This is a genomic window from Marivita hallyeonensis, from assembly GCF_900129875.1.
GTDB classification, from domain to species: domain Bacteria; phylum Pseudomonadota; class Alphaproteobacteria; order Rhodobacterales; family Rhodobacteraceae; genus Marivita; species Marivita hallyeonensis.
Window position 1 is genome coordinate 627481 of record NZ_FQXC01000004.1, and the last position, 26801, is coordinate 654281.

The window sequence follows — 26801 nt, forward strand, 5'->3', positions numbered from 1 at the left end:
CTGGAGTCATCGTGGGAATCCCTTTACGCTCCGACGACACGATGAGCGCAAAACAGACATACAGGTCGAACTCGACTAGTATCCCGGATCGCGGACGTCGCGGACCCCACACCGCTGCTTTGCGCTTTGTGGCCGCATCTTTCCACTCCACGTCAAAGCTGTTCGCAGCGCTACTGTTGATGCTCGTCATCCTGCCGACACCCCCGAGTGCAGCGCCGTACAGCGAGCATCAGACAAAGCGCCCGGAGCTTTTCGATCCCGAGACCGGATACCGCATCGCGCGGCAGCGCGCAGCGACACCGGATGACATTCCACCTCCGGCGCAACTGATCGGACCGGAAGACGCGCGTGCCCTTCTCGATCAGGGCGCTTTGGCCATCGACGTCTTCGGCGCCGCGCAATCCCGCTTTGATGAGCTTGATGGAACGTGGCTTGTCTCGGAGCCAAGGCTGAGCCTTCCCGGCGCGGTCTGGTTGCCAGAGACCGGTCGGGGGACACTCACGCCGGTGATGCAGGCTTATCTTTTCGACAATCTGGCGGCATTGACCAACGGAAACCTTGCGCAGCCTATTGTGATCTTTTGCATCGCCGATTGCTGGATGAGCTGGAACGCGGCGCAGCGTATTGCGGCTGCGGGGTATTCACAGGTCTACTGGTTTCGGCTCGGCACAGATGGCTGGCAGGACATCGGTGCCCCGCTCTTTCCAGTCGCGCCCATCCCCGTCCAAACAGACTAGTTACCGCGCGGCAATTCCTGCAGTTCAATACCGGGGAAAAGGTGCGACACGGACCTGTGGAATTCCTGCGGCTGCGCGCCCATTCCTGCGAACTCCGCAGGCAGCGTTGTGTCCATCACCTCGATCATGTCCAAGCCCTCCCGCGCCGCATTGCGCAGCGTGTGCTCCAGCCAGGACAAATACGCACGTGTTTGCGGGATCGCCGCGCGCGTCTTGTCGACCGGGCCGTGCCCAGGAACAAGCTGCGCCGCATTAATCGCCTCAAGCTCATTCAGCGACGCCTGCCAAATCTCAAGATCCGCGCTCGGCGTCGTGGGCGCGCGATCGTAGAAGACAAGGTCTCCGGCGATCAGTGTCCCGGTTTGCCGATCCAGCACAGCAAGGTCCGCGACCGTGTGACCGCCCAAGGGCAGTGCTGTGAAGGACCGCCCGTCTATGGTGACCTCGCCGCTGCTGATCACCTGTGTGGGTGGCACTACCTCGGTCCCGCGCATCCAGTCGCCCAGAAGCCGGTACATGTTGTCGGCAAACGCATCCCCGTCCGAGACGGCGGCAGACAAGGTCTCACCCAGGGAAAGGATCGGCTTGTCGGCAAACACCTGATTGCCGAAGAAATGGTCCGGGTGGTGATGGGTGTTGATGACGGCCGATACGCCACGCAGATCGAGTCTACGGGCGACACTGGCCAGCGCCTCACCATAACGCAACGACGGTCCGCTATCGATCAGGATCAAACCAGAGTCACCTTCGATCAGGACGATATTCACAATCGCCCCACCATTCTGCATCGAGAAATAGTCGGTGGACCCTTCGATCATCCACATGCCATCTGCGATCTGAATCGGTGTCAGGTCGTAAACGTGACGCGCCTGCGCGTAGGCGCGCGGCGCAATGATCCCTGCCCCTAGGATACCCAACGCGTGACGACGGGTGAACATCAGTGCGTGTCGCCCTCGGCGAGCAAACCCCTGATCCGATTGCCGTTGTTGTCCCGACCTTTGACGTGCAACGGACCCGTCAGCGTCCCCGGCTCGAAATAGAGCGAAAAGGCCGGGTCTTCGTTGACCGGTTCAAACAGCTCCAACCGCGCCAGGAGGTCACCGGAGTCGCTCTCGAAGGCGAGGTTCTGAATAATGAAGACCGGGATATTGCCGGCAAGACCGGTGTCCATCGGGTGATCGACAATCACCCGGGCCCGGCCGCTCGCCGCCCAAAGCCGTCCGTGAATCTCGCCCAGCTTCTCTTCCCAGTCATCGCTGGCATACGCATGCGCAGGGGCCGTGCAACCGCCGCCCGCTGCGTCGATATAGGTGGACCCAACGAACCACTGGCCGTCATTCGTCTCAACACTTGCACGGATCGCCGTGCCCTGATCGATCTTGAACCGCAGACCAAGCTTGGCCTCCGCCTGTTCCGGGTAATAGGTCAGGATGTGCGGGATCGGCCCGTAGTCGGCGCTGATCACAATGCGTTTCACATTGTCGATGCCGGTGGCATCCACGAGAAGCGGTACGTTCAGACTGTCTTCGGCCGACACCGGGCCGCGCACGATCACCCTCTCATCGAACCGGATCACCTCGGGATCGCCCAGCAATTCGACCTGGTGATAATCCCACATGCCCGATTTCATCGGATCGTCCAGCTTGGTCTTCGGATCATCCAGCGCAAACGCGCCCTGCGCCCAAAGCGCACAAGACAGCCCGACAACGGTTTTTCTGAACATGCATGCACCTCCCGATCTTCCCCCAAGACGTACAAGACCAAGTGCAAAAAGTCACTTGCAATAAGGTCGTAGCTTTGCTCCGGCGGCAGGAACCGGAGTTCGCGCTCCTCATAACTCGCACGACGAAAGCTTTCGCTAGAACGCTTCCGCACCGAACTTGTACTTGGCGATTTGGTGGCGCAGAGTTGTTTAGCTCACATGAAGTACGTGCCATGATAGCGCAATCGGAAAACCTTCAGCTGCCTCATAATAGTTGTGCCAATGAGTATTTCGACAGAGAACTCGCTCATCCCTGCCCGCTTTCATCATCCTGCCCCACTCGCTAACAATCAGAACCACTGGCCGAGTATGGTCGGGCGTCGAAAGTCCTTCAAGAAGCGAACGAACAGATCGAGATTACCGCGGTGGTAGCCGCAGGTCTTCGCCTGTCGCTCGCACCGAATTGAGTCACTCAGTTCAAACGTAACACGTTCGACTATCGTCACTTGCGGGCGACAGTCCACTGGTGAGCGCTTGCGTCCCCTGGCGTCGCAAAGATACGATGGACATGGTGCAGAGGTTTCTGGGCCACCGCCCCGAAGAGCGGAAACTGAGAACGGTATCGTCTCAATGAATCCGGCTGGACTTCCTGCCGCATCTGCGGCTGTCTGCTTCCATGTTCGACACGTTTGATCCTTTTGACATCGAAACATCCGGCGCGCGGATCTCCGGTGTGAACGGCGGCGAGGGTCCGCCGCTCTTGCTGTTGCACGGGTATCCGCAAACCCACGTCATGTGGCACAAGGTGGCCCCCGGGCTGTCGCGTCATTTCACCGTCGTGGCCGCTGATCTGCGCGGCTACGGCGCGTCGTCGAAACCGGCCACGGATGCGCGGCATACGCCCTATTCCAAACGCGCGATGGCCCAGGACATGGCAGAGGTCATGACCGCTTTGGGACATGACACCTTTTTCCTCTGCGGCCATGACCGCGGGGGGCGCGTGGCGCATCGTCTGGCCGCCGATCACAGCAACCGGGTGCGCAAGATTGCCGTGCTGGACATCGCGCCCACGCGCGAGATGTATCGCAACACGACAGAGGCGTTTGCACGGGCCTATTGGCACTGGTTCTGGCTCATCCTGCCAAACCCGCTGCCGGAACAGATGATCAATGCCGACCCCGAAGCGTTTCTGACCTACAAATGCGGACATGGCTCCGCCGGGCTCTCACCGTTCACCGAAGACGCCTGGTCCGCCTATCTCAGTGCGATCCGGAGCCCTGCAACGGTGCATGCCATGTGCGAGGATTACCGCGCCGCGGCCTCCATCGACCTCGAGCATGACGATGCTGACGCGCAGAAATTGCCCATGCCTCTGCTTGCGCTGTGGGGCAAACGCGGCACGATCGAAGCCTGTTTCGACTGTCTTGATCTCTGGCGGCAGCGCGCGGAAGATGTGCGCGGCTGGGCTATGGACGGCGGGCACTACCTTGCCGAAGAACGGCCAGACGACGTTCAGAACGCGCTCATCGAATTCTTTCTGGAAGGACCTGCCCCGTGACCCAACGCCGCCACAGCATTGCCGTCATCCCCGGAGACGGCATCGGACCCGAAGTGATCGAAGCAGGACAACGCGTTCTCGAAGCTCTGGCGGACCGGTTCGACTTTGCGCTGGACTGGACAACGTTCGACTGGTCCTGTGAGCGCTATGCCGAAACCGGTACGATGATGCCCGAGGACGGTATCGACCAGGTCCGGGCCCATGACGCAATCTACCTCGGCGCCGTCGGATGGCCGTCGGTACCGGACCACGTCTCACTCTGGGGACTGTTGATCCCCCTGCGCCGGGATCTTGATCTTTACGCCAATGTCAGACCGGTCAAGCTTTTCGAAGGTGTCACCTGCCCGCTGGCCGGGCGCACCCCCGATGACATCGACTTCGTTGTCGTCCGCGAGAACGTGGAGGGCGAGTATTCCAAGATCGGCGGCCGCCTTTACGAAGGCACCGAACACGAGGCCGCCAACCAGGTGGCGATGTTCACGCGACACGGAACCGACCGGATCATGGACATCGCCTTTGAGCTGGCCCAAACCCGCCGCAAGCACGTGACCTCGGCCACCAAGTCCAACGGTATCGTGCACACCATGCCGTTCTGGGACGAACGTTTCGAAGCGGCAAAGACGCGCCATCCCGGCATCGACACGGCGGCCTATCACATCGATATCCTGACCGCGCATTTTGTCCTGAATCCGGATCGCTTTGACGTGGTCGTGGCGTCTAACCTCTTCGGCGACATCCTGTCCGACCTTGGCCCCGCCATCGCGGGGTCTATCGGGATCGCCCCGTCCGCCAACCTGAACCCCGCCCGGACCACGCCGTCCATGTTCGAACCGGTACACGGATCGGCCCTGGACATCGCCGGGCAGGGCATCGCCAACCCCGCCGCCGCCATCTGGTCCGGCGCAATGATGCTCGACCACCTCGGCGAAACCGCCGCCAGCGACGCGGTGATGAGCGCGCTGGCCGAGACTTTCAAACACCCCGAAACCCGCACCCGCGACCTCGGTGGAACGGCATCAACCAGCGAAGCGGTTGATGCTGTCCTGAAAGCCATGGGCTGACACCGCTTCCTTTCGATTGCAGTTGCAGAACCGCTTGGGCGTCAGCGATCAAGCCTTCAAGTCCCGTTCAGTGGCTCGACCCAACTCATACTGGACAGCCTGTCCGCTAAGTTGCACCATGAATTCATGGCGTCGCATCCCGAGGACACTGCCCAGAAGTCCGGTCTTTCTCTGGAAGAGAAAGCGACTATCCGATCGATCTGTCGCGAGGTCGAAGATGATCCGGCGCGGATGATGGACATCCTTTTGCGCGTGCAGGATCGGTTTCGCTGTATCTCTGCGCCCGCGATGGATGTCATTGCCGAAGCGACGGGGTTGTCGCGGATCGCGGTTGAAGGGGTTGCGAGCTTTTACGCGTTTTTCTCGTCCGAACCGAAGGGTCGGGTAACGATCCGGCTCTGCGACGACATCATCGACAGGTTTTCGGGTCTTGCTTCGGTCACTGCGGCCTTCGAGAACGCGCTGTCCATCACCGTGGGCGAGACCACGCCGGACGGAGCATTCTCACTGGAATATACGCCCTGCATCGGTCTTTGCGATCAGGCACCGGCGGCGATGGTCAACGACCTTGTCGTTACCAATCTAACGGCAGAGCGTGTTCATGAAATTGTTGCCGCTCTCAAGGCTGGGGCGCCGCCGGAAGAAGTTCTTGTCGACCGGTATGCGGAGCGCACACCGTACCAACGCGCCAAAGAGATGGTGTCGAACAACATCCGCCACGCGGGTCCCGTGCTATTGGGGCCAGTGCCGGAAGACGCCGGGCTTGAAGCGGCGGTTGAAACCGGTCCGGCGCAGATCATCCGCACGCTGGAGACAAGCGGGCTTCGAGGATGCGGGGGCGCCGGATTTCCAACCGGCCGGAAATGGCGCGCCGCGGCCGCGACGGAGGCGGACCGCCGCTTCGTCATTTGCAATGCCGACGAAGGCGAGCCGGGCACGTTCAAGGATCGCGTGCTACTGACCGAGCGCCCGCATCTTGTCTTTGAGGGAATGACCATCGCGGCCCGCGCCATCGGGGCGAAAGAGGGCATCATCTATTTGCGCGGCGAATACGTCTACTTGCGGGACCTCCTCGAAGAGGTCCTGGCTGACCGACGCAATCGAGGGCTTCTCGGTCCAGCGATCATGGGGGTGGATGGGTTCGATTTCGACATCCGCCTGCAACTTGGAGCGGGGGCTTACATCTGTGGCGAAGAAGGCGCGTTGATCTCGTCCTGCGAGGGCCTGCCGGGAGAGCCGAAAACCCGCCCGCCGTTCCCTGTGACGCGCGGCTATCTTGGCTGCCCCACCGTGGTCAACAATGTCGAAACGCTCTGCCACGCGGCCCGCATCCTTGGAACCGGCGCGCAGTGGTTTGCGGGCATGGGCACCAAGGACAGCCCCGGGACGAAACTCTTCAGCGTGTCCGGCGACTGCCTGAACCCAGGCATCTACGAATTGCCTTACGGGGTGTCGATCCGGGATCTTCTTGAAATGGTGGGCGCCGAGGATGCCGCTGCCGTGCTCGTCGGCGGTCCAAGCGGCACGATGATTGCGCGTGACACGTTTGACCGACGTCTTGCCTTTGACGATCTGGCGACCGGCGGTGCCGTCGTGGTCTTCAACGGCGACCGGAACATCCTAGAGATCGTCGAATACTACATGTCGTTCTTTGTTCACGAAAGCTGCGGTTATTGCACGCCGTGTCGGGTCGGCAACGTGTTTCTGCAAAAGGCGATTGGCAAGTTTCGCAAGGGCCTCGCCAACCCGTCTGACATCGCCTATCTGCGCGACCTGTCTGACACGATCATCGAGACCAGCCGCTGCGGGCTTGGCATGACATCGCCGAACCCGATCCTGTCCACTTTGGAAAACTTCCCCCTTGTCTATTCCGCGGTGGCAAAGCCGTCGGCCGATCGGACCCGGGCCACATTCGACATCCAATCGGCCATCGAAAATGCGCGCCAACTGGCGAAGCGACGGTCGCATATCTACGACAGGGATTTCACCAAATGAGCGATTTCAGCTTCATGATCGATGGCGTTGAGATCCCGGCGTGCGAAGGGCAAACGATCCTGGAAGCCGCCGATGCGGCAGGCATCTACATCCCGCGCCTCTGTGACCATGAAGGTCTGAGGCATCAGGGCAGTTGCCGCGTTTGTACGGTCAAGGCCAATGGACGCAGTGTCGCCGCCTGCACTCAGCCTGCAGCGCCGGATATCCTGGTCGAGAACGAAAATGCGCATATCAACAAACTGCGCCGCGACCTTGTCGAGATGCTGTTTCACGAAGGCAACCATCTTTGCCCGATTTGCGAAGCCAGCGGGAATTGCGAATTGCAGGCGATGGCCTACCGGCTCGACATGACGGAGCCGACACAGTTCCCCTATCTCGAACCCTGCCGCGCGCTTGATGCATCCCATCCGGACATCGCATTGGACACGAACCGGTGCATCTCGTGCGGGCGGTGCATCCGCGCCAGTCAGGATGTCGATGGCAAAGGCGTCTTCGGGTATGTCGGACGTGGCATTCACCGGCGCGTGTCGGTCAACGGGGACACGCTTGCCGACACGGATGCGGAGGTTACCGACTTCGCCATCTCATCCGAGGTTTGCCCGGTGGGTTGCATCATCCGCAAACGCGAAGGCTTTACGACGCCCATCGGCGAGAGGGAATTCGACAAGGCGTTGATCGGCCATGACATCGAGGAAAAGCGCGATGACTGAGTTGCGCAAGGCCCGTGTCGCAACGGCATCGCTGGCCGGGTGTTTCGGCTGCCACATGGCAATCCTAGATATGGACGAGCGCTTGATCGACCTGATGAGCAAGGTCGAAATCGACCGGTCGCCGCTGACCGACTTCAAGCAGTTCACCCGGCGCTGCGACATCGGCATCATCGAGGGCGGCTGCTGCAACGAAGAAAACGTGCATGTGTTGCAGGACTTCCGGCGCAATTGCGACGTGCTGATCGCGCTTGGCCAATGCGCGATCATGGGCGGTCTGCCAGCCATGCGGAACGCGATCATGCATTCCGATGCGCCTTTGCGCGAATGCCTTGAAGAAGCATTCATCACGGGCCGCAACCTCACGAACGCCACGCACAACATCCCGAACGATCCTGCTTTGCCGCTTCTCCTCGATGAGGTGTACGCCTGCAACGAGGTGGTCGAGATCGACCACAACATACCCGGCTGCGCACCGTCGGGGGACATCATCTATGACACGCTGATCAAGCTCTTGGCCGGAAAGTTCCACGGTTTCGAGCGCGAGACGATACGGTTTGATTAGGAGGCCGGTGCGACCGGGTTGAATGCCATGAGCGAACCGCGCCTGATCGAGATTTCCCCCGTCACACGGGTCGAGGGGCACGGCAAGGTGACCATCCACCTTGACGCTGACGGGGCCGTCGATGAAGCGCGGTTGCACATCGTCGAATTCCGCGGTTTCGAGCGGTTCATTCGCGGGCGCCTTCTTTGGGAAGTGCCGGTCATCGTCCAGCGGCTTTGTGGCATCTGCCCGGTCAGCCACCATCTGGCGGCGGCCAAGGCGATGGACATGATCGTCGGGGTCGATGAGCTGCCTCCCACCGCCGAAAAGATGCGGCGCTTGATGCATTACGGACAGGTGATGCAAAGCCACGTCCTGCATTTCTTCCATCTCGCCTCTCCCGATCTTCTCTTCGGATTTCAAGCACCTGCCGCAAAGCGCAATATCTTCGAGGTCCTTGCCGAACACCCCGAGCTTGGCCGCCGCGCCATCCTGATGCGCAAGTTCGGCCAGGACGTCATCGAAGCGACGGCGGGCAAAAAGATTCATGGCACGGGTGCCATCCCCGGCGGCATCAACCGCAACCTGCCTGTTGAGACGCGCGACGCGCTACTCGAGCAGATCGATGATATGGAATTGTGGGCACAGAATGGGCTGGCGCTGATCCGGGACTACACCATGAAGAACCTGGACATGGTCAAAGGGTTCGCCGCGTTCGCCTCCAGCTACATGTCGCTCGTCCGCGAAGGCGACGGCGCGCTTGACCTCTATCACGGCAATTTGCGCGCGGTGAATTCGGACGGCAGCGCGATCTTCGACCAGTTGGATTACGAGCGCTATCACGAGGTTCTTGTCGAGGATGTGCGGTCGTGGTCCTACATGAAGTTCCCCTTCATCGACACGCTTGGACCGAAGGACGGATGGTACCGTGTTGGACCTCTGGCGCGGATGAACACTGTCGATTTCATTGACACACCGTTGGCCGATGCCGCCCGGACAGAGTTACTGGAAACAAACCACGGCATGCCCCAACACGCCGTTCTCGGCAATCACTGGGCGCGTCTGATTGAGGTCCTGCATTGCGTCGAGAAGATCCGCGATCTGTTGCACGATCCGGATTTGCAGGGCACAGATCTCGTTGCCACCGGCACACGCCGGCACGACGGGATCGGCGTGATCGAGGCCCCACGCGGCAACCTCATCCATCACTACGAAGTCGATGAGAACGACCAGGTCACCTACTGCAACCTCATCGTGTCGACCACGCATAACAACGAAGGGCTCAATCGCGCCGTGAAAGCCGTTGCCGTGCGCGCGCTATCCCATCAACCGACGATCACCGAAGGGATGTTGAACGAAGTTGAAGTGGCAATTCGCGCCTATGATCCATGCCTGTCCTGCGCCACCCACGCGCTTGGGCAGATGCCTCTTAAAGTCGAGATCGTCGATGCCGCTGGCAACGTGATCCATCAACGAACGCGGGACGCATGACCCTTCTCATAGGATACGGAAATCCCGGTCGCGGCGACGACGGGATCGGTCCCGCGTTCGCCCACTGGGCCGAGGCGCAGGCGCTTCCCGGATTGACGGTCATCAGCGATTTCCAACTCAAGGTGGAACACGCAATCCAGATCTCAGAGGCCTCTCAGGTCATCTTCGTCGATGCCTGTATTGGCGCCGACAGGCCGGTAACGCTGGAGCCGCTCGCGCCATCGCCGTCTGCTCGTATCGACAGCCACAGCCTTCACCCGTCAACGGTGCTCGGCCTCACGCAACTTCTGTTTGACGCAACGCCCCCGGCCTTCATTCTGGCGATCGCAGGGACCAGTTTTGAAATGCTTCACGACGGTCTCAGCGACACAGCCCAACGCAATATCGACATCGCTCAAACGCACTTCCTGCGATGGTTCCATGATGCGCAAGTTACTGAAAGACCCACGCCGGTCGAGAAAGGCAGCTTTCCGGCGCCGGGCTGAATACTCTACACAATGCCATTCAGCCGGTCAGCATGGGATGAGCTGGTCACACTCCGGTCAATCACATGCGTCCATTTGAGCGGCAGGTGCGCTAATCGCCGTCGTACGTCCACCGATATTCCGGTGGCGTTGGTCCTTTGTTCCGGCCACCCTGCTCCATCTGCTCCCAGGCGTGGGCGAGCAGGCCCACGGACCGTGACAATCCGAAAAAGCCACGGGCGAGCGGTGGGGGGCAACCCAGTTCCGCATAGATGACCGCAGTCGCGCCGTCGATGTTCATCGGCACGGGTTTGCCGCGTTCTTCTGCCAGATGGCGCTCAATGGCGCGGCCGATCTCGGCATAGACACCGGACACCGCACCCGCCTCGGCCGAGTCATCGACCAACCCAAGAAGGCGCGGCGCGCGGGGATCAACCGGCTTGTGAAACCGGTGACCAAAACCGGGAATGAACCGCCCGTGTTTCGCACGCCACGTATCGAGGCTTTCGGCAAGACCCTCCGGACCAGCTTTCTCGCACTCGCGGTACAGCTCTACTGCCTGCTCGCCCGCGCCGCCATGAACACTACCAAGCATGTTCAGGCCAGTCGCCATGGCGGACTGAAGTCCGACACCACAAGTCGCGGCCATGCGCGCGGCGGCAATCGAAGGCGCTTGCGGTCCGTGATCAACACTTGCCACCAAGGCCGCTTCGAACAGCGTCGCACGATGGCCGGTGATGGTGTCACCCATGACCAGAAGCCAGATCATCTGCGCAAACCCGGTCTGTCCGATCAGGTCCTCGATCGGTTGGCCGCGCAAGTGAATGCGGCCCGGTTCCATGTCTATGATCCGCGTACGCCACCAATCAGAGACTTTGTTTCTTTCGATCACGTGACGCCCTCGTTTTGCATGCTTTCGATATCGTCCCGGGTATAGCCGAGTTCGGCAAGGATCCTTGTGGAATCCTGTCCAAGAGTGGGCGGTGGCGCCGGGACCTTGGGTCGTTCGCCGTCAACCGTGACACCGACGGTCACGAGGTCGATGGCGCGGTCGAGACCGGCGACGTCGTCGTAATGCGCCAAGAATTCCCTACCGACGATCTGTGCGTGGCGCAGCACTTGTGGAACGGTCATGACGGCGCCCGAAGGCACACCAATCGCGTTCAGCTCGCGCGCCCAATCGCCCGCCGGTCTTTTCGTCAGCACCGTTTCCAGTTCTGCCTTGAGCTGAAGCCGATGAGCCTTGCGGGTTTCCCGCGTGGCAAAATCCTCTCGATGCAGCAAGTCCTCGCGGTCCAGATGACGCGCCAGAAGCGCCCACTGTTCGTCCTTGTTGGCCGAGATGTTGATCAACCCATCGGCGCATTGAAAAGCGCCGGATGGGGCCGAAGTTGGATTCTCGTTACCATTGGCCTGCGGTTGAACGCCACCGATGAGGTGGTTCGATACCACCCAGCCCATCGTCGCAAGAACGGATTCCAGCATGGATACGTCCAGAAAGGCACCTCGCTTTTCGGCGTTCAGGGCCGCGCTGATCGCCATCGCAGCGGTCAGACCCCCAATCGTATCCGCAAGCGGAAAGCCAACGCGCAAGGGCGCGCTTTCGGCATCCCCGGTGATGGACATGACACCGGACACGCCTTGCACGATTTGGTCATAGGCCGGGCGATCTGCCCAGGGCCCCGTTTGGCCAAAGCCGGAAATCGCGCAGTAGACGAGATCGGGTTTGATCGATTTCAAAACCTCGTAGCCAACGCCGAGGCGATCCATCACACCCGGTCGGAAGTTTTCGACCAACACATCGGCGGTTGCGACCAATCGCTTCAATGCATCCACGCCGCGCGGGTCTTTCAGGTTGAGCGTCAGTGAGGCTTTACCGGCATTCTGGGCCAGAAAACTAACGCCCATGCCTTTGGCGGAAAGCTCGGGGTCCGCGCCAAGATTGCGGGCCAAGTCGCCACGCCCGACCGCCTCGACCTTTATGACCTCCGCCCCGAGATGCACAAGTTGATGACAGGCAAACGGGCCAGCCAGCACATTTGTCAGGTCAAGGACGCGAACCCCTGACAGGGGACCGGTCGCAGGTTCAGTCCCCATCGGCCACGCCTTCAGCCCGCCGCCGTGCCCGGCGCGCGCGATAGCTGGGCAGAAGGACCAGCAGCATCGCCAGAACCAGCAGAGCAAGCGTCATGGGACGTTCCACAATGAAATCGAGCCCACGATAAAGCTGCATAGACCGCGCGAAATTGTCTTCGAGCATGGTGCCAAGGATGAACCCGATCAAAAGCGGGGCCAGCGGATAATCGGCAAAGCGCAGGATCGTCGCCATCACACCCAAGCCAACGAGAATAAGCAACTCGGTCGCGTTGTTCTGGCCGATATAAGCCCCCATGAGCGTGAAGAAGAGGATGAACGGGATCAGATAGTTGCGCGGGATCGCGAGGATCTTGGCGATATAGGGGATCAATGGAAGGTTCAGGATCAGCAGAACCAGATTGCCGATGAACATGGAGATGATGACCGCCCAGAACACCTCTGGCGTATCGGTCATCAGGCGCGGCCCCGGTGTGACGTTCAGCGCGATCAACGCACCCAACAAAATGGCGGTTGTGCCGGACCCTGGGATTCCGAGCGTAAGCAAGGGCACGAAGGACCCCGTACAGGCGGCATTGTTGGCCGTTTCCGGCGCAGCCAGGCCTTTGACCGATCCCTTGCCGAATTCGGCCTGTTCCTCGCCCTTCGCGATGTTGCGTTCCACGGCATAGCCAAGAAACGAAGCGATCGTCGCGCCAGCACCCGGAAGAACGCCGATGAAGAACCCTTGGATCGACTGCCGTCCAATGACAGGGGCCATCGCCTTGGCCTCTTCGCGGGAAAAGCGCAGCCCCGTAATCTTGTTGGACCCGCTACCGTCGGCATTTGCGCCGCGCAACGGGTTGAGCACAAGGAACATCGCCTCTGGCAAGGCGAACATCGCCATGGCCAACGTGATGAAGGAAATCCCCGACTGCAGGTCCATCAGGCCAAGCGTGAAGCGTGGCATGTTGAACAGCGCACCTTCACCAACCGTGGCGAGGATCAGACCGAGGATCGTCATCATGAGCGCCTTTGCGACCTGACCGGTCCCCGCGAAGGCCGCGATGGCGGAAAGGCCCACCACCATCAGCGCGAAGTATTCGGCGGAATGGAAGAGCAAGGCGACCGACGACAGCGCAGGCGCGAAGATCATCAACAGGATCGCACCGATGGTGCCACCGGCGAAACTCGCCACGGCGGCGATGGTCAGCGCCTTCCCGGCCTGTCCCTTGCGCGCCATCGGGTAGCCGTCGAAACTTGTGGCGACCGTCCCGGCGACACCGGGCGCATTCAGGAGGATTGAAGATGTCGATCCCCCGAAAATCGCGCCGTAGTACACGCCTGCGAGAAGGATCAGCGCCGCGGTCGGATCGCCCAGGGTAATCGCAACCGGGATCATGATGGCGATGATCGACATTGGGCCCAGACCGGGTAGCATGCCAATGAACGTGCCAATCAGGCAGCCCGCAATCACCATCAGCAAGTTCTGGATCGAAAGAGCGGCCGTCAGGCCGATCATAATACCTTCGAGCATGTCTCAGATCCCCATGAAGTACGGAAATGGCCGCAGAAAGATGCCAAGCACCTCTTGCACGAGATACCAGACGCAGCCTGTGGCGATCATCGCGACGGGGATCATGACGTGCCATTTCCGCTCTCCCAGAACGGCACTACCGGCAGCCAGAAAAAGCGTCGTCGCCAGAAGAAACCCGATGGGGCGCAAGGCCAGGGCATACGCCACCATGAGACCAAGCAGCATGAGGGCCTGCCCAAGTTTATACTCGTGCAAGCGTCGGTAATTGATGTCCGTGGCCGACGGTTCGCTGTCTCCGCTCGGTTTTTCCAAACCCAGCAAGACAATCAGGCCCACGACCACGCCGAGAACGGACAGCACCTTGGGAAAGGTGGACGGCCAGACGGGATTGCGTTGCATAAAGGGCGGCAACAGCTGATCCATCGTGAAGTAGGCCAAGTAGCCATACACACAGCAGAATGCGATGAAGATGAGCGCGATCCAGCGATCCAGCACCATGGCTATTCCCTCCCTCGGAACAGTGGCTGTTCAGATGGCATCGCCCGACACTCGGCGATACCTGTATTGTGCGTCGGGCAGCCTATTATCGCTGACTGCCCGATCGACGGCATAAGGGACTTAGAGGAAACCCAACGTCCGCATCAGATCGCCGATTTCCTGTTCCTGGCTCTCAAGGAAGGTGCGGAAATCGTCGCCGGGATTGAAGATGTTCACCCACCCGTTGCGCGACCGGACCGCCTCCCAGGCTTCGGTGTCGTACATGGCTTCTAGGGCCGAGACGTATTGCGCCACCTTTTCGTCCGATGTGCCAGGTGCCGCGAAGAACCCGCGCCAGTTGACGAAGGACGTGTCGATCCCTTGCTCCATGAACGTGGGTGCCGCGTCATAGGCCGGGACACGCTCTTCGGCGGTCACGCCAAGGATGCGCACTTCGCCCTGTTCCGCCAGTGCAATCGCTTCCGAGAACCCGGTCGACAACGCGTCGATCTCACCGGACAGAAGTCCGGCCATCGCTTCGCCGCCTGCGTCATAGGGAATGTAGTTGACCGCCGTCGGGTCCTCGCCTGCCGCCTGCATGACCATTGCGGCCACGAGGTGATCCATTCCGCCCGGCACCGAACCGCCACCAACGGCGAAGTCTGGCCCCTGTTCCTGATAGGCGGCCAGCAGGCCATCCATATTCTCAATCGGGCTGTCGGCCGGAACAACCAGCGCCGCGTAGTCACCGATGGTTCCTGCGACCAGCGTCAGATCGCGGAAGCTTTGCGGGAAAACGCCGGTCAGCGACCGGATCACGATCGGCGTCGAATTCACCATCAATGTGTTGTCGAGGCTTTCCGCGTTCTCGATCATGTAGGCGATGGCCACGCCACCGCCGCCGCCCGACATGTTCTCGAAACTCGCCGATCCGACAAGACCGGCCCCTGTCAGCGCTTCACCGGTGCCGCGCGCAGTGCCGTCCCAACCGCCGCCTGCGCCGCCCGGAATGACGAAATGCAGTTGCTCCAGAACCTGATGGCCACCGGCATAAGCTGTTCCCGAGACGGCAATCGTGGCGGCAGCCGTTGCCATCACGACCCGGCGGGTCATGGTCATTTTCATAGTGTATCCTCCCATTTGACAGACGGTCCTCCGCCGCCCATGGTCCTACATCACCACAGAAAGCTGACAGAAGCCTGACACGGGGCGCGGATCAGAAGGACATCTCGTGCGCTATCTCCTGGTAGAGGACAATCTCGAACTGGCCGAAGCCGTTCTGAACCGGCTTGCGCTGGATGGGCATGCCGTCGATCACGCAGCGAACTTGTCAGACGCCGAAGACTGCCTTGCCACAGCAAACTACGATCTGATCCTCCTCGACGTGATGCTGCCCGATGGTGATGGCCGGGACTTTCTGGCGCGCAGCAGGGCGCATCTGGAAACGCCCGTGATCGTCCTCACCGCACGCTCACAGGTCTCGGATCGCGTAGGAGCGCTCGATCAGGGGGCTGACGATTACATAACGAAGCCGTTCGACTTTTCCGAACTCGAAGCGCGCTGCCGGGCGGTATTGCGTCGCCGTGGGGGAGAGGCGCGAAACGAGATCGCTCTCGGCTCTGCCCTGTTCGACCCCCTTGCAGGCACCCTGCGACAGGGCGATCAGACCATCGAACTCCGGAACCGCGAAATTCGCTTGCTCGAAGTCTTCGCCCGCCATCGCGGCCAGATCCTGTCGAAAAGCCAGTTGATGGACCGTCTGTTTTCCTACGATGCCGACGTGACCGAAAACGCCATCGAGGTTTACGTCGGGCGCCTACGCCGCCGCATCGACGGGGCTGGCGTCCGGATCGAAACCGTGCGCGGTCTGGGCTACCGGATGGAGACGGCAAAGACGTGATCGGCACCGGCTCAATTGGCCGCCGCCTGACGTTTCTCCTGGCCGGCGTCGCGGCGCTTCTGTCCGTGCTGAGCTGGTGGATGGTCAGCGGATTGGCCAGAGAGGCGGCAGAACGCACACAAGACAACGTGCTGGCCGCGTCGGCCACGGCAATTGCCGAAACGCTGCGATCCGAACAGGGCGAGGTTCGGCTGGAACTGCCGTATTCCGCCTTTTCCATGCTCGGGGCGATCAGCGAAGACCGGGTTTTCTATCGCGTCATGGCTGGGCAAGACTTGCTCACGGGATATGCCGGGCTTCCCGCACTGTCCGACCCGCCATCGCCCGGCCAGGTTGCCTTCGACACGGGCGAATTCAGTGGGGAACCGATCCGGATGGCCTCAGTCTCGCGCCTGGTTCTTGCCGGAACGCAACCGGTCCCTGTTACGGTCACCGTCGCGCAAACCCGCAATGGGGTGGGCGCGATCTCCGCCGATCTGTCGCAACTGGCCGCGTTGCTCGCGGTCGCATTCTTTATCATCGCGGCCGTACTGTCTGCCTTTGCAGCGCGAACATCGCTCAGGCCGCTGAACGAGATCGCCGCCGCGGTGTCGCGGCGCGGACCGTCCGACCTCCGCCCGCTGAAACGGGACGCTCCGGCAGAATTGGCACCGCTCATGTCATCTCTGAACCGGTTGATGGACCGCCTAGGTCAGTCGATCCGCCGGTCCGAGGACTTCATCGCGGAAGCCGCGCACCGGGTGAGGACACCTCTTGCCACGGTGCGCACGCAAGCTGAAATCGCGTTGCGCTCGATTGACAACGAAACCGAAAAGCAGCGGTTGCGCGCGATCATTCGGGCCGTGGACGAAAGCTCGCGCTCGGCAGGCCAGCTGCTCGACCACGCCGCCGTCACCTACCGCGCAGACGACCTCGACCGTGTGCCCATCGACCTGTCCGACCTTCTGTCCCACACCGCCGCCGCCTTGGAGCCCACAGCGGCGATGAAAGATATCACGTTGCAACTCGAGACGTCACACGTCCGCGTCGAAGGCGATCCCGTGCTGCTCGACAACGCGTTTCGCAACGTGCTGGACAACGCCATCAAATACTCGCCAGAAGACACCAATGTGCATATGCGGATCACCAGTACAGCCGATGAAGCCCTCATCATCGTGACCGATGAAGGTCCAGGCCTTGGTGACGGCCCTGTCCAGGAACTCACAGAACGGTTTCGCCGCGGCAGCACCGCGAAAGGCATCGTGGGGTCCGGGCTTGGCTTGACCATTGTGGAAGACGTGCTGTCGGCGCATGGCGGTCGGGTCGAATTGGCATCAAGACAGGGAGGCCGCGGCGCATGTATCACGCTTGTCTTGCCTTTGCCCTGATGTTTTGGGCGACCGTTGTCGCCGCGCAAACCATCGAGGATCACAGATATTACCGGGGATCGACGGACGTGACACTTCGGATCGTGTCCACGGCTGATTTGGAGGTCTTCGAACCTTATCTTCTGACATTTCAGCAAGACCGGCCCGACGTGTCCATTGACTACACTGTGGTGTCCTCGGCAGAGCTTCATCGCGCCATCAAAGAGGGAGCGTCGTTCGATCTCGCCCTCTCGTCGGCCATGGATTTGCAGTTCCAACTTGCCAATGATGGCTACGCGCAAAGCTATCGATCCGACGCAACAGAGGCGCTGCCCGACTGGGCGCGCTGGCGCGATCTGATCTTCGCCTTCACTGCCGAACCGGCTGTGGTCGTGCTATCGTCAGACCGCTTCGACGGGCTGAGCACACCGTCCACCCGTCAGGAACTGATCACCCTGCTGCGCGAAAACCCCGACACGTTTCGCGGCGCGGTGGGCACGTATGATGTTCGGGAAAGCGGGCTGGGGTATCTTTTCGCAACCCAGGAAGCCCGATCCACCGATGCCTACTGGCGACTCTCCGAAGTCATGGGGCGCCTCGACCCACAGCTCTATTGCTGTTCCGGCCAAATGATCGACGATGTCGCGGAGGGACGGCTTGCACTCGCGTACAATGTGCTCGGTTCCTACGCCGCCGAACGTGTCGCACGAGACAGCGGAGGTCGTGTGCAAATTCTGCGGATGCAGGACTTCGCCAACGTCATGCTGCGCACCGCCATCATCCCGAAAACCGCAAGCCAGACCGATGCCGCAGGAGCAATGATCGACATGCTTGCAACGCTAGGCCTGCGCGACGAACCGGAAACATGGCCACTGCCACCACTTAGCCTGTCCGGTACCGGAGAAGCCCCAGATTTCGGCCCCATCCGCCTCGGCCCCGCCCTGATGGTCTATCTCGACACGCTCAATCGACGGGCGTTCCTGACCGAATGGGAAGACGCGATGGAGCAGAGGTAGCCAAATAACGCACCAGTTTTGGATTAAGCTATCACACGTTGGCCAGATGGCTCACACCGCCATCGTCCAATAACTACTCGGCAAGCGATGATCGCTGCGATTTCCAATCCCGTGCAGTACTCGCATCACAAAGATCCATTACCAGCTGACGAACGTTTCAGCCTTTGATCACTTTTTATGTGAAAAGCACCTCTCTTGGTCCGTGGCGCGTATCGCGCTGCCACCCGATCTGGCTAGGTCAGGACGAAACGGCCATGGCTCGAAATGCGTTCTAGCGCGTCGGGGCGCGTGCGCTGGTCAAATTGCATCTTGACCACCTGTGAGCCTCCGTCGACAGAATGTCTTGGCGTTACACGCACAGAGAAAACGGTTCGTCTAAAACCAAGCCAAGGCGCAATCAGCCATACCGCCAGATTGAAGAACACTCTTCACCGCGTCTAGGTACCCTCTCGCTCATATTCCGACACATCAGTTCTTCAGAGCGCGACAAGTCGTGACCGGATTTGAGTCATCCGTCATAGGCCCCGCGCGGCAGCCGTGTTAGACCGCGTTCGATCATCCGAGGACGCGCCATTCATGCACCAACCGCCCCTTCCGCTCTCCCAAGACCTTGTCCTCATCGGCGGCGGGCATACGCACGCGCTTGTGCTGCGCAAATGGTTGATGAAACCGCTTCCCGGTGCGCGGGTGACGCTGATCAATCCCGGCCCGACCGCGCCCTATTCGGGGATGCTTCCGGGGTTCGTCGCGGGGCATTACACCCGCGACCAGCTGGACATCGACCTCGTGCGCCTTGCCACTGCGGCGAACGCACGGTTGGTGATCGGGTCGGCTACCGGGATCGACCTCGCCAGTGGGCTCATCCATATCGACACCGGCCCGCCCATCGGCTTTGACGTGGCCGCCGTTGACGTGGGCATCACCTCTGACATGCCGTCCCTCCCCGGGTTCGCCGAACACGCCGTTCCCGCCAAACCGCTCGGCCCCTTCGCGGCGCGGTGGGATGCGTTCCGCAACGAAGACGGCCCGGCCAGCGTCGCGATCATCGGCGGCGGTGTTGCCGGAGCAGAGCTTTCCATGGCGATGGCCCACGCGCTGCGTCAGCGCAATCGGCCCGCCACGATCCATGTCATCGACGCGTCCAAGGCGCTCTCTGCCCTGCCCGCCAAAAGCGCCGGGGCCCTGCGCGATGCGATGAAGGCACAAGGTGTGGTCATCCACGAAAACGTGGGCATCACGCAAATCGACGGGCACGACATTCACCTCGACGACGGGCGCACCATCACCGCCGCCTTCATCACCGGCGCCGCCGGCGCGCGGCCCTATCCCTGGCTGGCCGAGACCGGCCTCGACACGCATGACGGTTTTCTCACCGTAAATGACCGCCTGCAAACCAGCGATCCGCGCCTTTTCGCGGTGGGCGACTGCGCCCATATGGCCCATGATCCGCGCCCGAAAGCGGGTGTCTACGCGGTGCGACAGGCGCCTGTGCTGCACAACAACCTGATCGCTTCGCTCTCCGGCGGCCCGCTCAAACGATATGCCCCACAGAAGGACTACCTGAAACTCATCTCGCTCGGCGAAAAATCGGCCCTTGGGGATCGGTTTGGCCTCACGTTCACCGGCCCTTGGGTGTGGACGTGGAAAGACCGCATCGACCGCACGTTCATGGACCAGTTTGAGACCCTGCCGAAGATGGCGAGACCGCCGCTCCCCTACCCGCGCGCAAAAGGCTTGCGAGAGGCGCTTGGCCCCAAACCCCTCTGCGGCGGTTGCGGCGCCAAAGTGGGACGCAACGCCCTGTCGAATGCGCTGGCCACCCTCGCGCCACCACAGCGCGCCGACATCACGCCCCTTCCCGGCGACGACGCGGCGCTCCTGACCACCGGCGGCACAAAACAGGTGTTCACCACTGACCACTTGCGCAGCTTCTGGGGCGATCCCGCCGTGATGGCGCGCATCGCCACGCATCATGCGCTTGGCGACATCTGGGCCATGGGTGCGGAGCCACAGGCGGCTACACTCTCGGTCACGCTGCCAAGGCTGTCCGAGACATTGGCCGAACGCACGCTCACCGAGATCCTGAACACGGTCGAGGCTGTCCTGCGCGACACGGGCGCCGATCTGGTCGGTGGGCACAGCACCATCGGGGACGAACTCACCATCGGCCTCGCTCTGACCGGGCTGTGCGATCACGAGCCGATCACGCTCGCCGGGGCGCAGGACGGCGCGGCGCTGATCCTGACGAAACCCATCGGCACCGGCGTTATCATGGCCGCCGCCATGTCAGGCCAAGCGCGCGGCGCAGATGTGGCCGGTGCGCTGGATGCCATGCAACAGGGTCAACGGTCAGCCTCCTTCATCCTGCGCAGATGCGCCCAAGCGATGACGGATCTTACGGGCTTCGGCCTTGCGGGCCACACGCAGAACCTCTGCCACGCCTCTGGCTTGGCAGCCTCTCTCACTCTCGACGCGATCCCCCTACTCGCCGGTGCACGCGACCTGTCGGACAGCGGCGCGCACTCTTCGCTTTATGCGAACAATCGCGCAGGATTTTCAAATATTCCCGAAACACCACAGAGTCGTCTGCTCTTCGATCCCCAGACCGGCGGGGGCCTGCTCGCCGCCGTACCAAAGGATGACGCAAAAGCCGTGGTGCAAGAGCTACAGCAAGCCGGTTATTCAGACGCCGCGATCATCGGTCACCTGCACAGCGGCACACCGGGTCAGGTCTCCATCGCCTGAAGCAAATCTTCGATCTCTGCCGCCACCGTCTCAAGATCGCGGGGTTCCAAACCCCGCGTTTCGACGGTCGCCATCATGGTCGGGGACATCGCTTTCATCGACTTCGCATAGGCCAGATCATAGTGATCCTCCATCAGCGACCGGGTCAACGCAAACCTGTCGCCCGCCACGCTCAACCCGATCCAGTGAGCCACCAACGCCTCGCCCCGATGCGCCCTCAACGGCGCAAGCTTTGCACGCAGCCCTTCGGGATCGGACAGGATATCGTCATAGGCCCGCACAAGGTAGCGCGTGCGCGCGTCGATCGGAGCGCGGATTTCGATCCACGGGGCAAGCTTCATCGCCTCCCACAAGCTGGGCGGCAGAAGAATGTTTCCAATCTTGCTGCTTTCCGCCTCTACCAGCACGGGCCGCGCCGGGTCCAGCCGACTGATTTGCGCAGCCAGGGCGCTTTCAAAGGCTTTCTGAGACGGCTGCGTGCCCATGGCCCCCAACAGAGATCCACGATGCCGCGCCAATCCCTCCAGGTCGATCACCTGAACGCCACGCGCCGCAAGCAAAGGCAATACCTCGGTCTTCGCGGTGCCGGTGTAGCCGCCAAGCTGCACAAACCGGTGCGGCAACGCGCCGTGGTGCAGCATGTCGACCACCAGCCGCCGGTAGGTCTTGTACCCGCCCTGAATGACCTCCGACCGCCAGCCAATCTCTTTCAAAAGCCATGCAAAGGACCCGGACCGCTGCCCGCCGCGCCAGCAATAGACAAGCGGTTGCCATGCGCCATCGTGGTGCGCCAGCGCCGTCTCGATGTGCTGCGCGGCATTGCGGAACACCAACGCCGCGCCGATCTTGCGGGCGTCGAACGGGCTCACCTGTTTGTAGATCGTGCCGACGCGGGCGCGCTCTTCGTTGCTCAGAACCGGGAGATTGATCGCCCCGGGAACGTGGTCTTCGGCAAATTCGGCCGGGCTGCGCACATCGATGACCGTGTCAAAGCCGTGATCCAACAAATCGGCCAGAGACTTTGGCGCAAACGGCATCCTGGATCAGCGCAAGAGCCCGATCAGCTCATCCGCCAAGGCGACAAGGGCCCGGCCCTGTGCGTCCGTAACCGCAGCCGCGGTGGCCTCGGTCAGCGGCACGACAATCGCAAACCGGTCCACCCGCTCGCGCGGACGCCCTTCGACAGCGCTGACCGCCGCCTGACCGGTGATCTCGAACACGCCCGAGGCATCCGCAAGCATGCGGTCGATCCGCACGTCAAGCCGCGCCGACGGACCGTCAACCAAGGGCCACGGCTCTGCCGAAACGGTGGCGGTGCTGCGGGCGTCCAGAAGCTGCGCCAGCGTGCCGGTCACAGCCCGCTCCGGATCGTCCGCCCATTCCGCATCACCTAACGGGCGCAACGCCCCGCCTTCGTCGCGCACGAGGATTTCCGTACCCGACGCATGGCTTGGCAAAGAGACATCGCGCAATTCAACCGTGCGCACGGACACTCGCGTCTCGGCGTTCGTCGTACCAGCTGGCGCAGCCACCAGATAGCGCGCGCCATCGCCGGAGGCACAGGCGGCCAATGGCAAGGCCAGGATAAGGGCAAAGCTGCGCAAATGTCCGAATGTCATAGTCGTTCGTCCTTCCTCAGCGCCCGAAGATCAGCGAATTGGGGCTGCGTTCAATCGCGCGCGCCAGTTCTGAAATCGACTTGGCGGCGTTTTGCACCTCGCGCAGCGCAGACAAAGTCTGCTGGTTGAAATCGGAGCGCGCGCCATAAGACCCGATCACCGCTTCCGTCTCGCCTACCAGACGCTCCAGACGCGCGGTCAACTGCGGCAGGTCCTCAACGGACTCCGCCACCGATCCGGCTGCATCCGATGCCGATTGCAGCGTCGCATTCAGGTTCTCGACCACACCGCCCTGACGCAATTCCGACAGGGCCAGACGCATCTCGGTCAACGCATCGTTGATGGTGCCGGGCAGGTCCATCGTCTCGTCGCTGCCGATCAGCGCGTCCACACGGTTAAGCGTGCCCGTCGCGCTATCCACCAGTGCCTGCAGCTCAAGTTCGTTTGCCGTCTTCGCGACAGCCTCCAGCTCACCCAAAAGGGCTGGAATGTCGGTTTCCGTGATCTGCCGCAAGTTGGCGGTCAGGGCGGGCGCATCCTGAGATGCAACGCTGGCATCCGCCATCACCCGATCAAGGTTGCGCAAGGCCCGTCCCAGCGACTCGACCGCGCCTTCCGCCTGAAGATCGGCCACCACCGTGCGTACATCCGCAATCGCCGCGTTGACCGAGGCCGGGATCGACTGCACCGCCTCCTGCGCCAAAAGGGCATCGACGCGATTAAGCGTCTGTGTGGCGCCCGCCACAAGCGCATCCAGCTCCAGATCCTGCGCGGTCTGCGCCACGCCTTGCAGCTCGGACAGAACGGCCGGAATCTCTTCTTCGGTCAACCGGGTCAGGTTCTGCGCCAAGGCCGGCGCGCTTTGCGAGGCCTCGTTGATCCCCACCATCGCCTCGTCGAGCCGCGCCAGCGCGCTGTTGAGCGAGGCCACCGCGCCACCTTCGCGCACCTCCGCCACCAGCGCCGTCAGGTCTTCCACAGCCGCTTCGATTTGCGCCGGAATGGATTGGATCGCCTCACTCCCCACCAGCGCGCGCGCATCGTCAATCAGGGCAACGGTCGACCCCGGCACGCGTTGCAGATCCTCGTTGCGCGCCAGTTGCTCGAACGAGTCCATCAGACTGATCGCCTGATCCATCACCTCTTCGATGGGCAAGGCGTTGATCCGTTCCAGAACACCTTCGGCTGTGGCGGTAAAGTCCGACAGGTTGGATTCGACACTCGGCAAAAGCGGATGACCGTCGTCAGTCTCGACAAGACGATCCGCAGAAACGTCATCAAGCACCACAAGCTCGACCCGCAGGTCGCTGCTCAAAAGGCTCTCGGTCGCCAGGCGCGCACGCATGCCGGTCGACACCGCGAAGCGGAAGAACTCGACCGTTTGCTCAGGCGTCGCGTCGGGCGGAAGACCCATGCGCAGCGGATCGATCGACACATCCGCGACGAGCGTCAATTGCGGGCCAAACGGCGTCTCCTGGATGCTCGACCGCAGTTCCGTCACCACACCGACATCCAGACCCTGATACGTCACCTCATCACCCGCTTCGAGACCGGCCACCGACTCGTCGAACTGGATGGAAAACGGCACGCCCCGTGCGACCCCGCGCACCAGACGGTTGCGCCGCGCCTCTTCCTCGTCTTCATACAGCGTGAAGACGTAACCTGGCCCAATCTCCTCTCCGTCCTCGTACAGGTTGTCGAACTGGATCCCGCCGGTCAGAAGCGACGCAAGACTGTCGAAATCCACCTCGAACCCCGCCGTGCCGAAGGACAGCTCGAACCCCGAGGAATCCCAGAACCGGGTGGCCTGGCTCAACCGCGCGTCATGTGGCGCGTCGATGAAGGCGTCCACGAGAACCGTGCGCCCATCCGCCGACAGGCGCGGTGTTTCAAGCCGCCCGACTTCCACACCCCGGAACAACACAGGAGACCCGTAGGAGATCGTCGTTCCATCATCCGTCGCCAGCGTGATCCGCTTGCCCGGACGTCCCGGCTGCACCAGGGGCGGCGAGTCAGCGCCGACAAACTCCGTCATCGGGTTTCCGGCGACATTGTCCCACGCACCTTCGATATAGACGCCGGACAGCACCGTCGACAAACCGCTGATCCCGCGCGCCGATACCTCGGGCCGCACCACCCAGAACACGCTTTCGTCGTCCATGAACGGCACGATCTCGTTGTCGACACGGACATTCACCAACACCCGCCCCAGATCGTCCGTGAAATTCACCCGCTCGACCTGGCCCACCACCACATCGCGGTAGCGCAGCGTTGTCTCTCCCTGCGAAATGCCGGACGCGTTGCCGAACGAAATCGTCACCAGAGTGCCGCGATCCGCATAGTTCTGCCACGCGATCCCCAAGGACACCGCCAGCGCCAGAAGCGGCACAAGCCAGACAAATGACAGGTTCCGCCAGAAGGACTTCTTTGGCGGCGATACCTTCATGTCTGCAGGAGAGAGGTCGCTCACGCCGGCGTTCCTTCACGCGTGTCCCAGATCAATCGTGGGTCGAAGCTATTGGCGGAAACCATGGTGAATGCAACCGAAAGCGCGAAACTCACCGCTGCAATGCCCGGATTAATCGTCGCAACGAAGTCGAGCTGCACCAAGGCCGACAAGATGGCCACCACGAACACATCGATCATCGACCAGCGCCCGATGAACTCCACAACCTCATACAGGTGCAGATGCCGCGCGTGGCCGCGTTTGCCGGTCTGCACCCGGTACGCCAGATAAGCAATCGCGATAAACTTGCTGATCGGGATCACGACGGACGCGAAAAAGACAATGAACGCAACGCCATAAGATCCATGATCCACCAGCTCCAGCACCCCGCCGACAATCGTGCTGTCCGACGTGTTGCCAAAGGTCGAGGTGCGCAGCATCGGGTACACATTGGCCGGAATGTAGACCACCATCCCGGCAAAGAGCCACGCCCAGACCTTCTGCAAGCTCGCCGTATCGCGGCTTTGCAGCGGCGCGCCGCACACCGTGCACAAGGGCACATCACGGCGATGCACCCGTCCGCATTCGGCACAGCCAATGAGCCCCGCCGCGCGGGCGGTGATCACACCCTGCGCTGGTTCAGCGTTTGCCATACCGTCACCCGACACATGAAACTGTCCTTGAGCGCTGTCACGATCACCAGAAGCACAAACGCCCAAAAGGCGGGGCCCAAGGTGACCGTGGCCAGTCCCGCCACTTTGACCAGGGCAACCGCGACCCCGATGATGAATATCTCGGCCATCGCCCAGGGGCGGATCACCTCGGCCAGTCGAAACACCTCCCGCGCGCCCCGCGCCGGCTGCCAGCCCAGCGCCATCGGCGCAAAGACATAGATCAGCGCCATGAACCGCATGATCGGCAACACCACGATCAGCGCCGCCACCGCAAAGGACAGCGGCAGCATCAGCCCGTCGGAGAACGCAAGAACCGCATCGAAGACCGAGCTTTTGCGTCCCAAACCCTGAACGTTGAGTTCAAGAAACGGGAAAAAAACTGCCCCGATCATCAGGATCAGCCCCGTCGCCGACAGCATCACAATCCGCGTCATCGCCCCGTCGCGCGGCGCCATCAGCACCGTGTCGCACCGCACACACCGTGCCCGCGCGCCCTTTTCCACATGTGGAATCCGGTGCAGCGCATCGCATTTCGGGCAGGCGATCATATTGGCAAGCGAGTCGGTCATCGGGTCACGATAGGGGAAGCCCAGAGAAGGTTACATAAGGATAATGCAAGGATTTGCTGGCTCAGCGGCCCCACATCGCAACAGGGTTTGCTTATGAAAAAGAGGCACGGAACCGAATTGGTTCCATGCCTCCTTGTATC

The 26801-nt window shown here is 61.6% G+C and carries 24 protein-coding genes; 12 read left to right on the forward strand and 12 right to left on the reverse strand.

Annotated elements, in window-relative coordinates; all coding sequences use genetic code 11:
• The first annotated feature begins 41 nt into the window (after positions 1 to 41).
• A complete protein-coding gene (locus BUA42_RS15945; protein ID WP_245819034.1) occupies positions 42 to 737 on the forward strand; it encodes a PQQ-dependent catabolism-associated CXXCW motif protein in 696 nt (231 codons plus the stop codon).
• On the opposite strand, the gene BUA42_RS15950 is transcribed toward BUA42_RS15945, so the two are convergent.
• Both BUA42_RS15950 and BUA42_RS15955 read right to left on the reverse strand, forming a co-directional pair.
• Positions 734 to 1675, reverse strand: coding sequence for a quinoprotein relay system zinc metallohydrolase 1 (locus BUA42_RS15950; RefSeq protein ID WP_072779265.1), 942 nt, complete (start codon positions 1673 to 1675; stop codon positions 734 to 736). The genes BUA42_RS15945 and BUA42_RS15950 overlap by 4 nt on opposite strands.
• Complete coding sequence (locus BUA42_RS15955; RefSeq protein ID WP_072779266.1) at positions 1675 to 2460, reverse strand: quinoprotein dehydrogenase-associated SoxYZ-like carrier; 786 nt, start codon at positions 2458 to 2460, stop codon at positions 1675 to 1677. Before BUA42_RS15955 ends, BUA42_RS15950 begins: the two co-directional genes overlap by 1 nt.
• A gap of 655 nt (positions 2461 to 3115) precedes the next feature.
• Between BUA42_RS15955 and BUA42_RS15960 the strand changes: the two genes are divergently transcribed.
• The 7 genes from BUA42_RS15960 (at position 3116) to BUA42_RS15990 (ending at position 10280) form a co-directional block, all read left to right on the forward strand.
• Positions 3116 to 3997, forward strand: coding sequence for an alpha/beta fold hydrolase (locus BUA42_RS15960; protein WP_072779267.1), 882 nt, complete (start codon positions 3116 to 3118; stop codon positions 3995 to 3997).
• Positions 3994 to 5058: a tartrate dehydrogenase gene (locus BUA42_RS15965; RefSeq protein WP_072779268.1), complete on the forward strand. Its 1065-nt coding sequence runs from the start codon at positions 3994 to 3996 to the stop codon at positions 5056 to 5058. Before BUA42_RS15960 ends, BUA42_RS15965 begins: the two co-directional genes overlap by 4 nt.
• Before the next feature lie 126 nt (positions 5059 to 5184).
• Positions 5185 to 7053, forward strand: a complete 1869-nt coding sequence (locus tag BUA42_RS15970; RefSeq protein ID WP_084066254.1) for an NAD(P)H-dependent oxidoreductase subunit E — start codon at positions 5185 to 5187, stop codon at positions 7051 to 7053.
• On the forward strand, positions 7050 to 7763 hold the full coding sequence (locus tag BUA42_RS15975; RefSeq protein ID WP_072779269.1) for a 2Fe-2S iron-sulfur cluster-binding protein: 714 nt from the start codon (positions 7050 to 7052) through the stop codon (positions 7761 to 7763). The genes BUA42_RS15970 and BUA42_RS15975 overlap by 4 nt, the downstream gene beginning before the upstream one ends.
• On the forward strand, positions 7756 to 8325 hold the full coding sequence (locus BUA42_RS15980; RefSeq protein ID WP_072779270.1) for an NADH-quinone oxidoreductase subunit B family protein: 570 nt from the start codon (positions 7756 to 7758) through the stop codon (positions 8323 to 8325). The genes BUA42_RS15975 and BUA42_RS15980 overlap by 8 nt, the downstream gene beginning before the upstream one ends.
• Before the next feature lie 27 nt (positions 8326 to 8352).
• On the forward strand, positions 8353 to 9795 hold the full coding sequence (locus BUA42_RS15985; protein WP_072779271.1) for a Ni/Fe hydrogenase subunit alpha: 1443 nt from the start codon (positions 8353 to 8355) through the stop codon (positions 9793 to 9795).
• Positions 9792 to 10280, forward strand: coding sequence for a hydrogenase maturation protease (locus BUA42_RS15990; RefSeq protein ID WP_072779272.1), 489 nt, complete (start codon positions 9792 to 9794; stop codon positions 10278 to 10280). Before BUA42_RS15985 ends, BUA42_RS15990 begins: the two co-directional genes overlap by 4 nt.
• 91 nt (positions 10281 to 10371) lie before the next feature.
• Here BUA42_RS15990 and BUA42_RS15995 read toward each other — a convergent pair whose 3' ends face one another.
• The 5 genes from BUA42_RS15995 to BUA42_RS16015 all read right to left on the reverse strand — a co-directional run bounded on the left by BUA42_RS15995 (position 10372) and on the right by BUA42_RS16015 (position 15471).
• Positions 10372 to 11151, reverse strand: coding sequence for a citryl-CoA lyase (locus BUA42_RS15995; RefSeq protein ID WP_072779273.1), 780 nt, complete (start codon positions 11149 to 11151; stop codon positions 10372 to 10374).
• Positions 11148 to 12356 (reverse strand): CaiB/BaiF CoA transferase family protein, encoded by a 1209-nt coding sequence (locus BUA42_RS16000; protein ID WP_072779274.1) that lies wholly within the window; start codon positions 12354 to 12356, stop codon positions 11148 to 11150. The genes BUA42_RS15995 and BUA42_RS16000 overlap by 4 nt, the downstream gene beginning before the upstream one ends.
• Complete coding sequence (locus BUA42_RS16005; protein ID WP_072779275.1) at positions 12346 to 13869, reverse strand: tripartite tricarboxylate transporter permease; 1524 nt, start codon at positions 13867 to 13869, stop codon at positions 12346 to 12348. The genes BUA42_RS16000 and BUA42_RS16005 overlap by 11 nt, the downstream gene beginning before the upstream one ends.
• A gap of 3 nt (positions 13870 to 13872) precedes the next feature.
• A complete protein-coding gene (locus BUA42_RS16010; RefSeq protein ID WP_072779276.1) occupies positions 13873 to 14367 on the reverse strand; it encodes a tripartite tricarboxylate transporter TctB family protein in 495 nt (164 codons plus the stop codon).
• 120 nt (positions 14368 to 14487) lie between these two features.
• The gene (locus BUA42_RS16015) at positions 14488 to 15471 is read right to left on the reverse strand and encodes a Bug family tripartite tricarboxylate transporter substrate binding protein (RefSeq protein ID WP_072779277.1); all 984 of its coding nucleotides are present in this window, start codon (positions 15469 to 15471) and stop codon (positions 14488 to 14490) included.
• A gap of 106 nt (positions 15472 to 15577) precedes the next feature.
• Between BUA42_RS16015 and BUA42_RS16020 the strand changes: the two genes are divergently transcribed.
• The 4 genes from BUA42_RS16020 (at position 15578) to selD (ending at position 21353) form a co-directional block, all read left to right on the forward strand.
• Positions 15578 to 16246: a response regulator transcription factor gene (locus BUA42_RS16020; protein ID WP_072779278.1), complete on the forward strand. Its 669-nt coding sequence runs from the start codon at positions 15578 to 15580 to the stop codon at positions 16244 to 16246.
• On the forward strand, positions 16243 to 17613 hold the full coding sequence (locus BUA42_RS16025) for a sensor histidine kinase (RefSeq protein WP_072779279.1): 1371 nt from the start codon (positions 16243 to 16245) through the stop codon (positions 17611 to 17613). The genes BUA42_RS16020 and BUA42_RS16025 overlap by 4 nt, the downstream gene beginning before the upstream one ends.
• Positions 17583 to 18608 (forward strand): extracellular solute-binding protein, encoded by a 1026-nt coding sequence (locus tag BUA42_RS16030; protein ID WP_072779280.1) that lies wholly within the window; start codon positions 17583 to 17585, stop codon positions 18606 to 18608. The genes BUA42_RS16025 and BUA42_RS16030 overlap by 31 nt, the downstream gene beginning before the upstream one ends.
• A 576-nt stretch (positions 18609 to 19184) precedes the next feature.
• The gene (gene selD, locus BUA42_RS16035) at positions 19185 to 21353 is read left to right on the forward strand and encodes a selenide, water dikinase SelD (RefSeq protein WP_072779281.1); all 2169 of its coding nucleotides are present in this window, start codon (positions 19185 to 19187) and stop codon (positions 21351 to 21353) included.
• Here selD and mnmH read toward each other — a convergent pair.
• Genes mnmH through BUA42_RS16060 form a run of 5 tightly spaced genes read right to left on the reverse strand, consistent with a single transcriptional unit; the run spans position 21335 to position 26661 of the window.
• Positions 21335 to 22390, reverse strand: a complete 1056-nt coding sequence (mnmH, locus tag BUA42_RS16040) for a tRNA 2-selenouridine(34) synthase MnmH (protein WP_072779282.1) — start codon at positions 22388 to 22390, stop codon at positions 21335 to 21337. The genes selD and mnmH overlap by 19 nt on opposite strands.
• A 6-nt stretch (positions 22391 to 22396) precedes the next feature.
• Positions 22397 to 22972: a PqiC family protein gene (locus BUA42_RS16045; RefSeq protein ID WP_072779283.1), complete on the reverse strand. Its 576-nt coding sequence runs from the start codon at positions 22970 to 22972 to the stop codon at positions 22397 to 22399.
• A 16-nt stretch (positions 22973 to 22988) separates the two neighbouring features.
• Entirely contained in the window at positions 22989 to 25442 is a 2454-nt protein-coding gene (locus BUA42_RS16050; protein WP_143152719.1) for an MlaD family protein, read from the reverse strand.
• On the reverse strand, positions 25439 to 26071 hold the full coding sequence (locus BUA42_RS16055) for a paraquat-inducible protein A (RefSeq protein ID WP_072779285.1): 633 nt from the start codon (positions 26069 to 26071) through the stop codon (positions 25439 to 25441). The genes BUA42_RS16050 and BUA42_RS16055 overlap by 4 nt, the downstream gene beginning before the upstream one ends.
• Positions 26041 to 26661, reverse strand: a complete 621-nt coding sequence (locus BUA42_RS16060) for a paraquat-inducible protein A (protein WP_072779286.1) — start codon at positions 26659 to 26661, stop codon at positions 26041 to 26043. The genes BUA42_RS16055 and BUA42_RS16060 overlap by 31 nt, the downstream gene beginning before the upstream one ends.
• Positions 26662 to 26801: the final 140 nt, after the last annotated feature.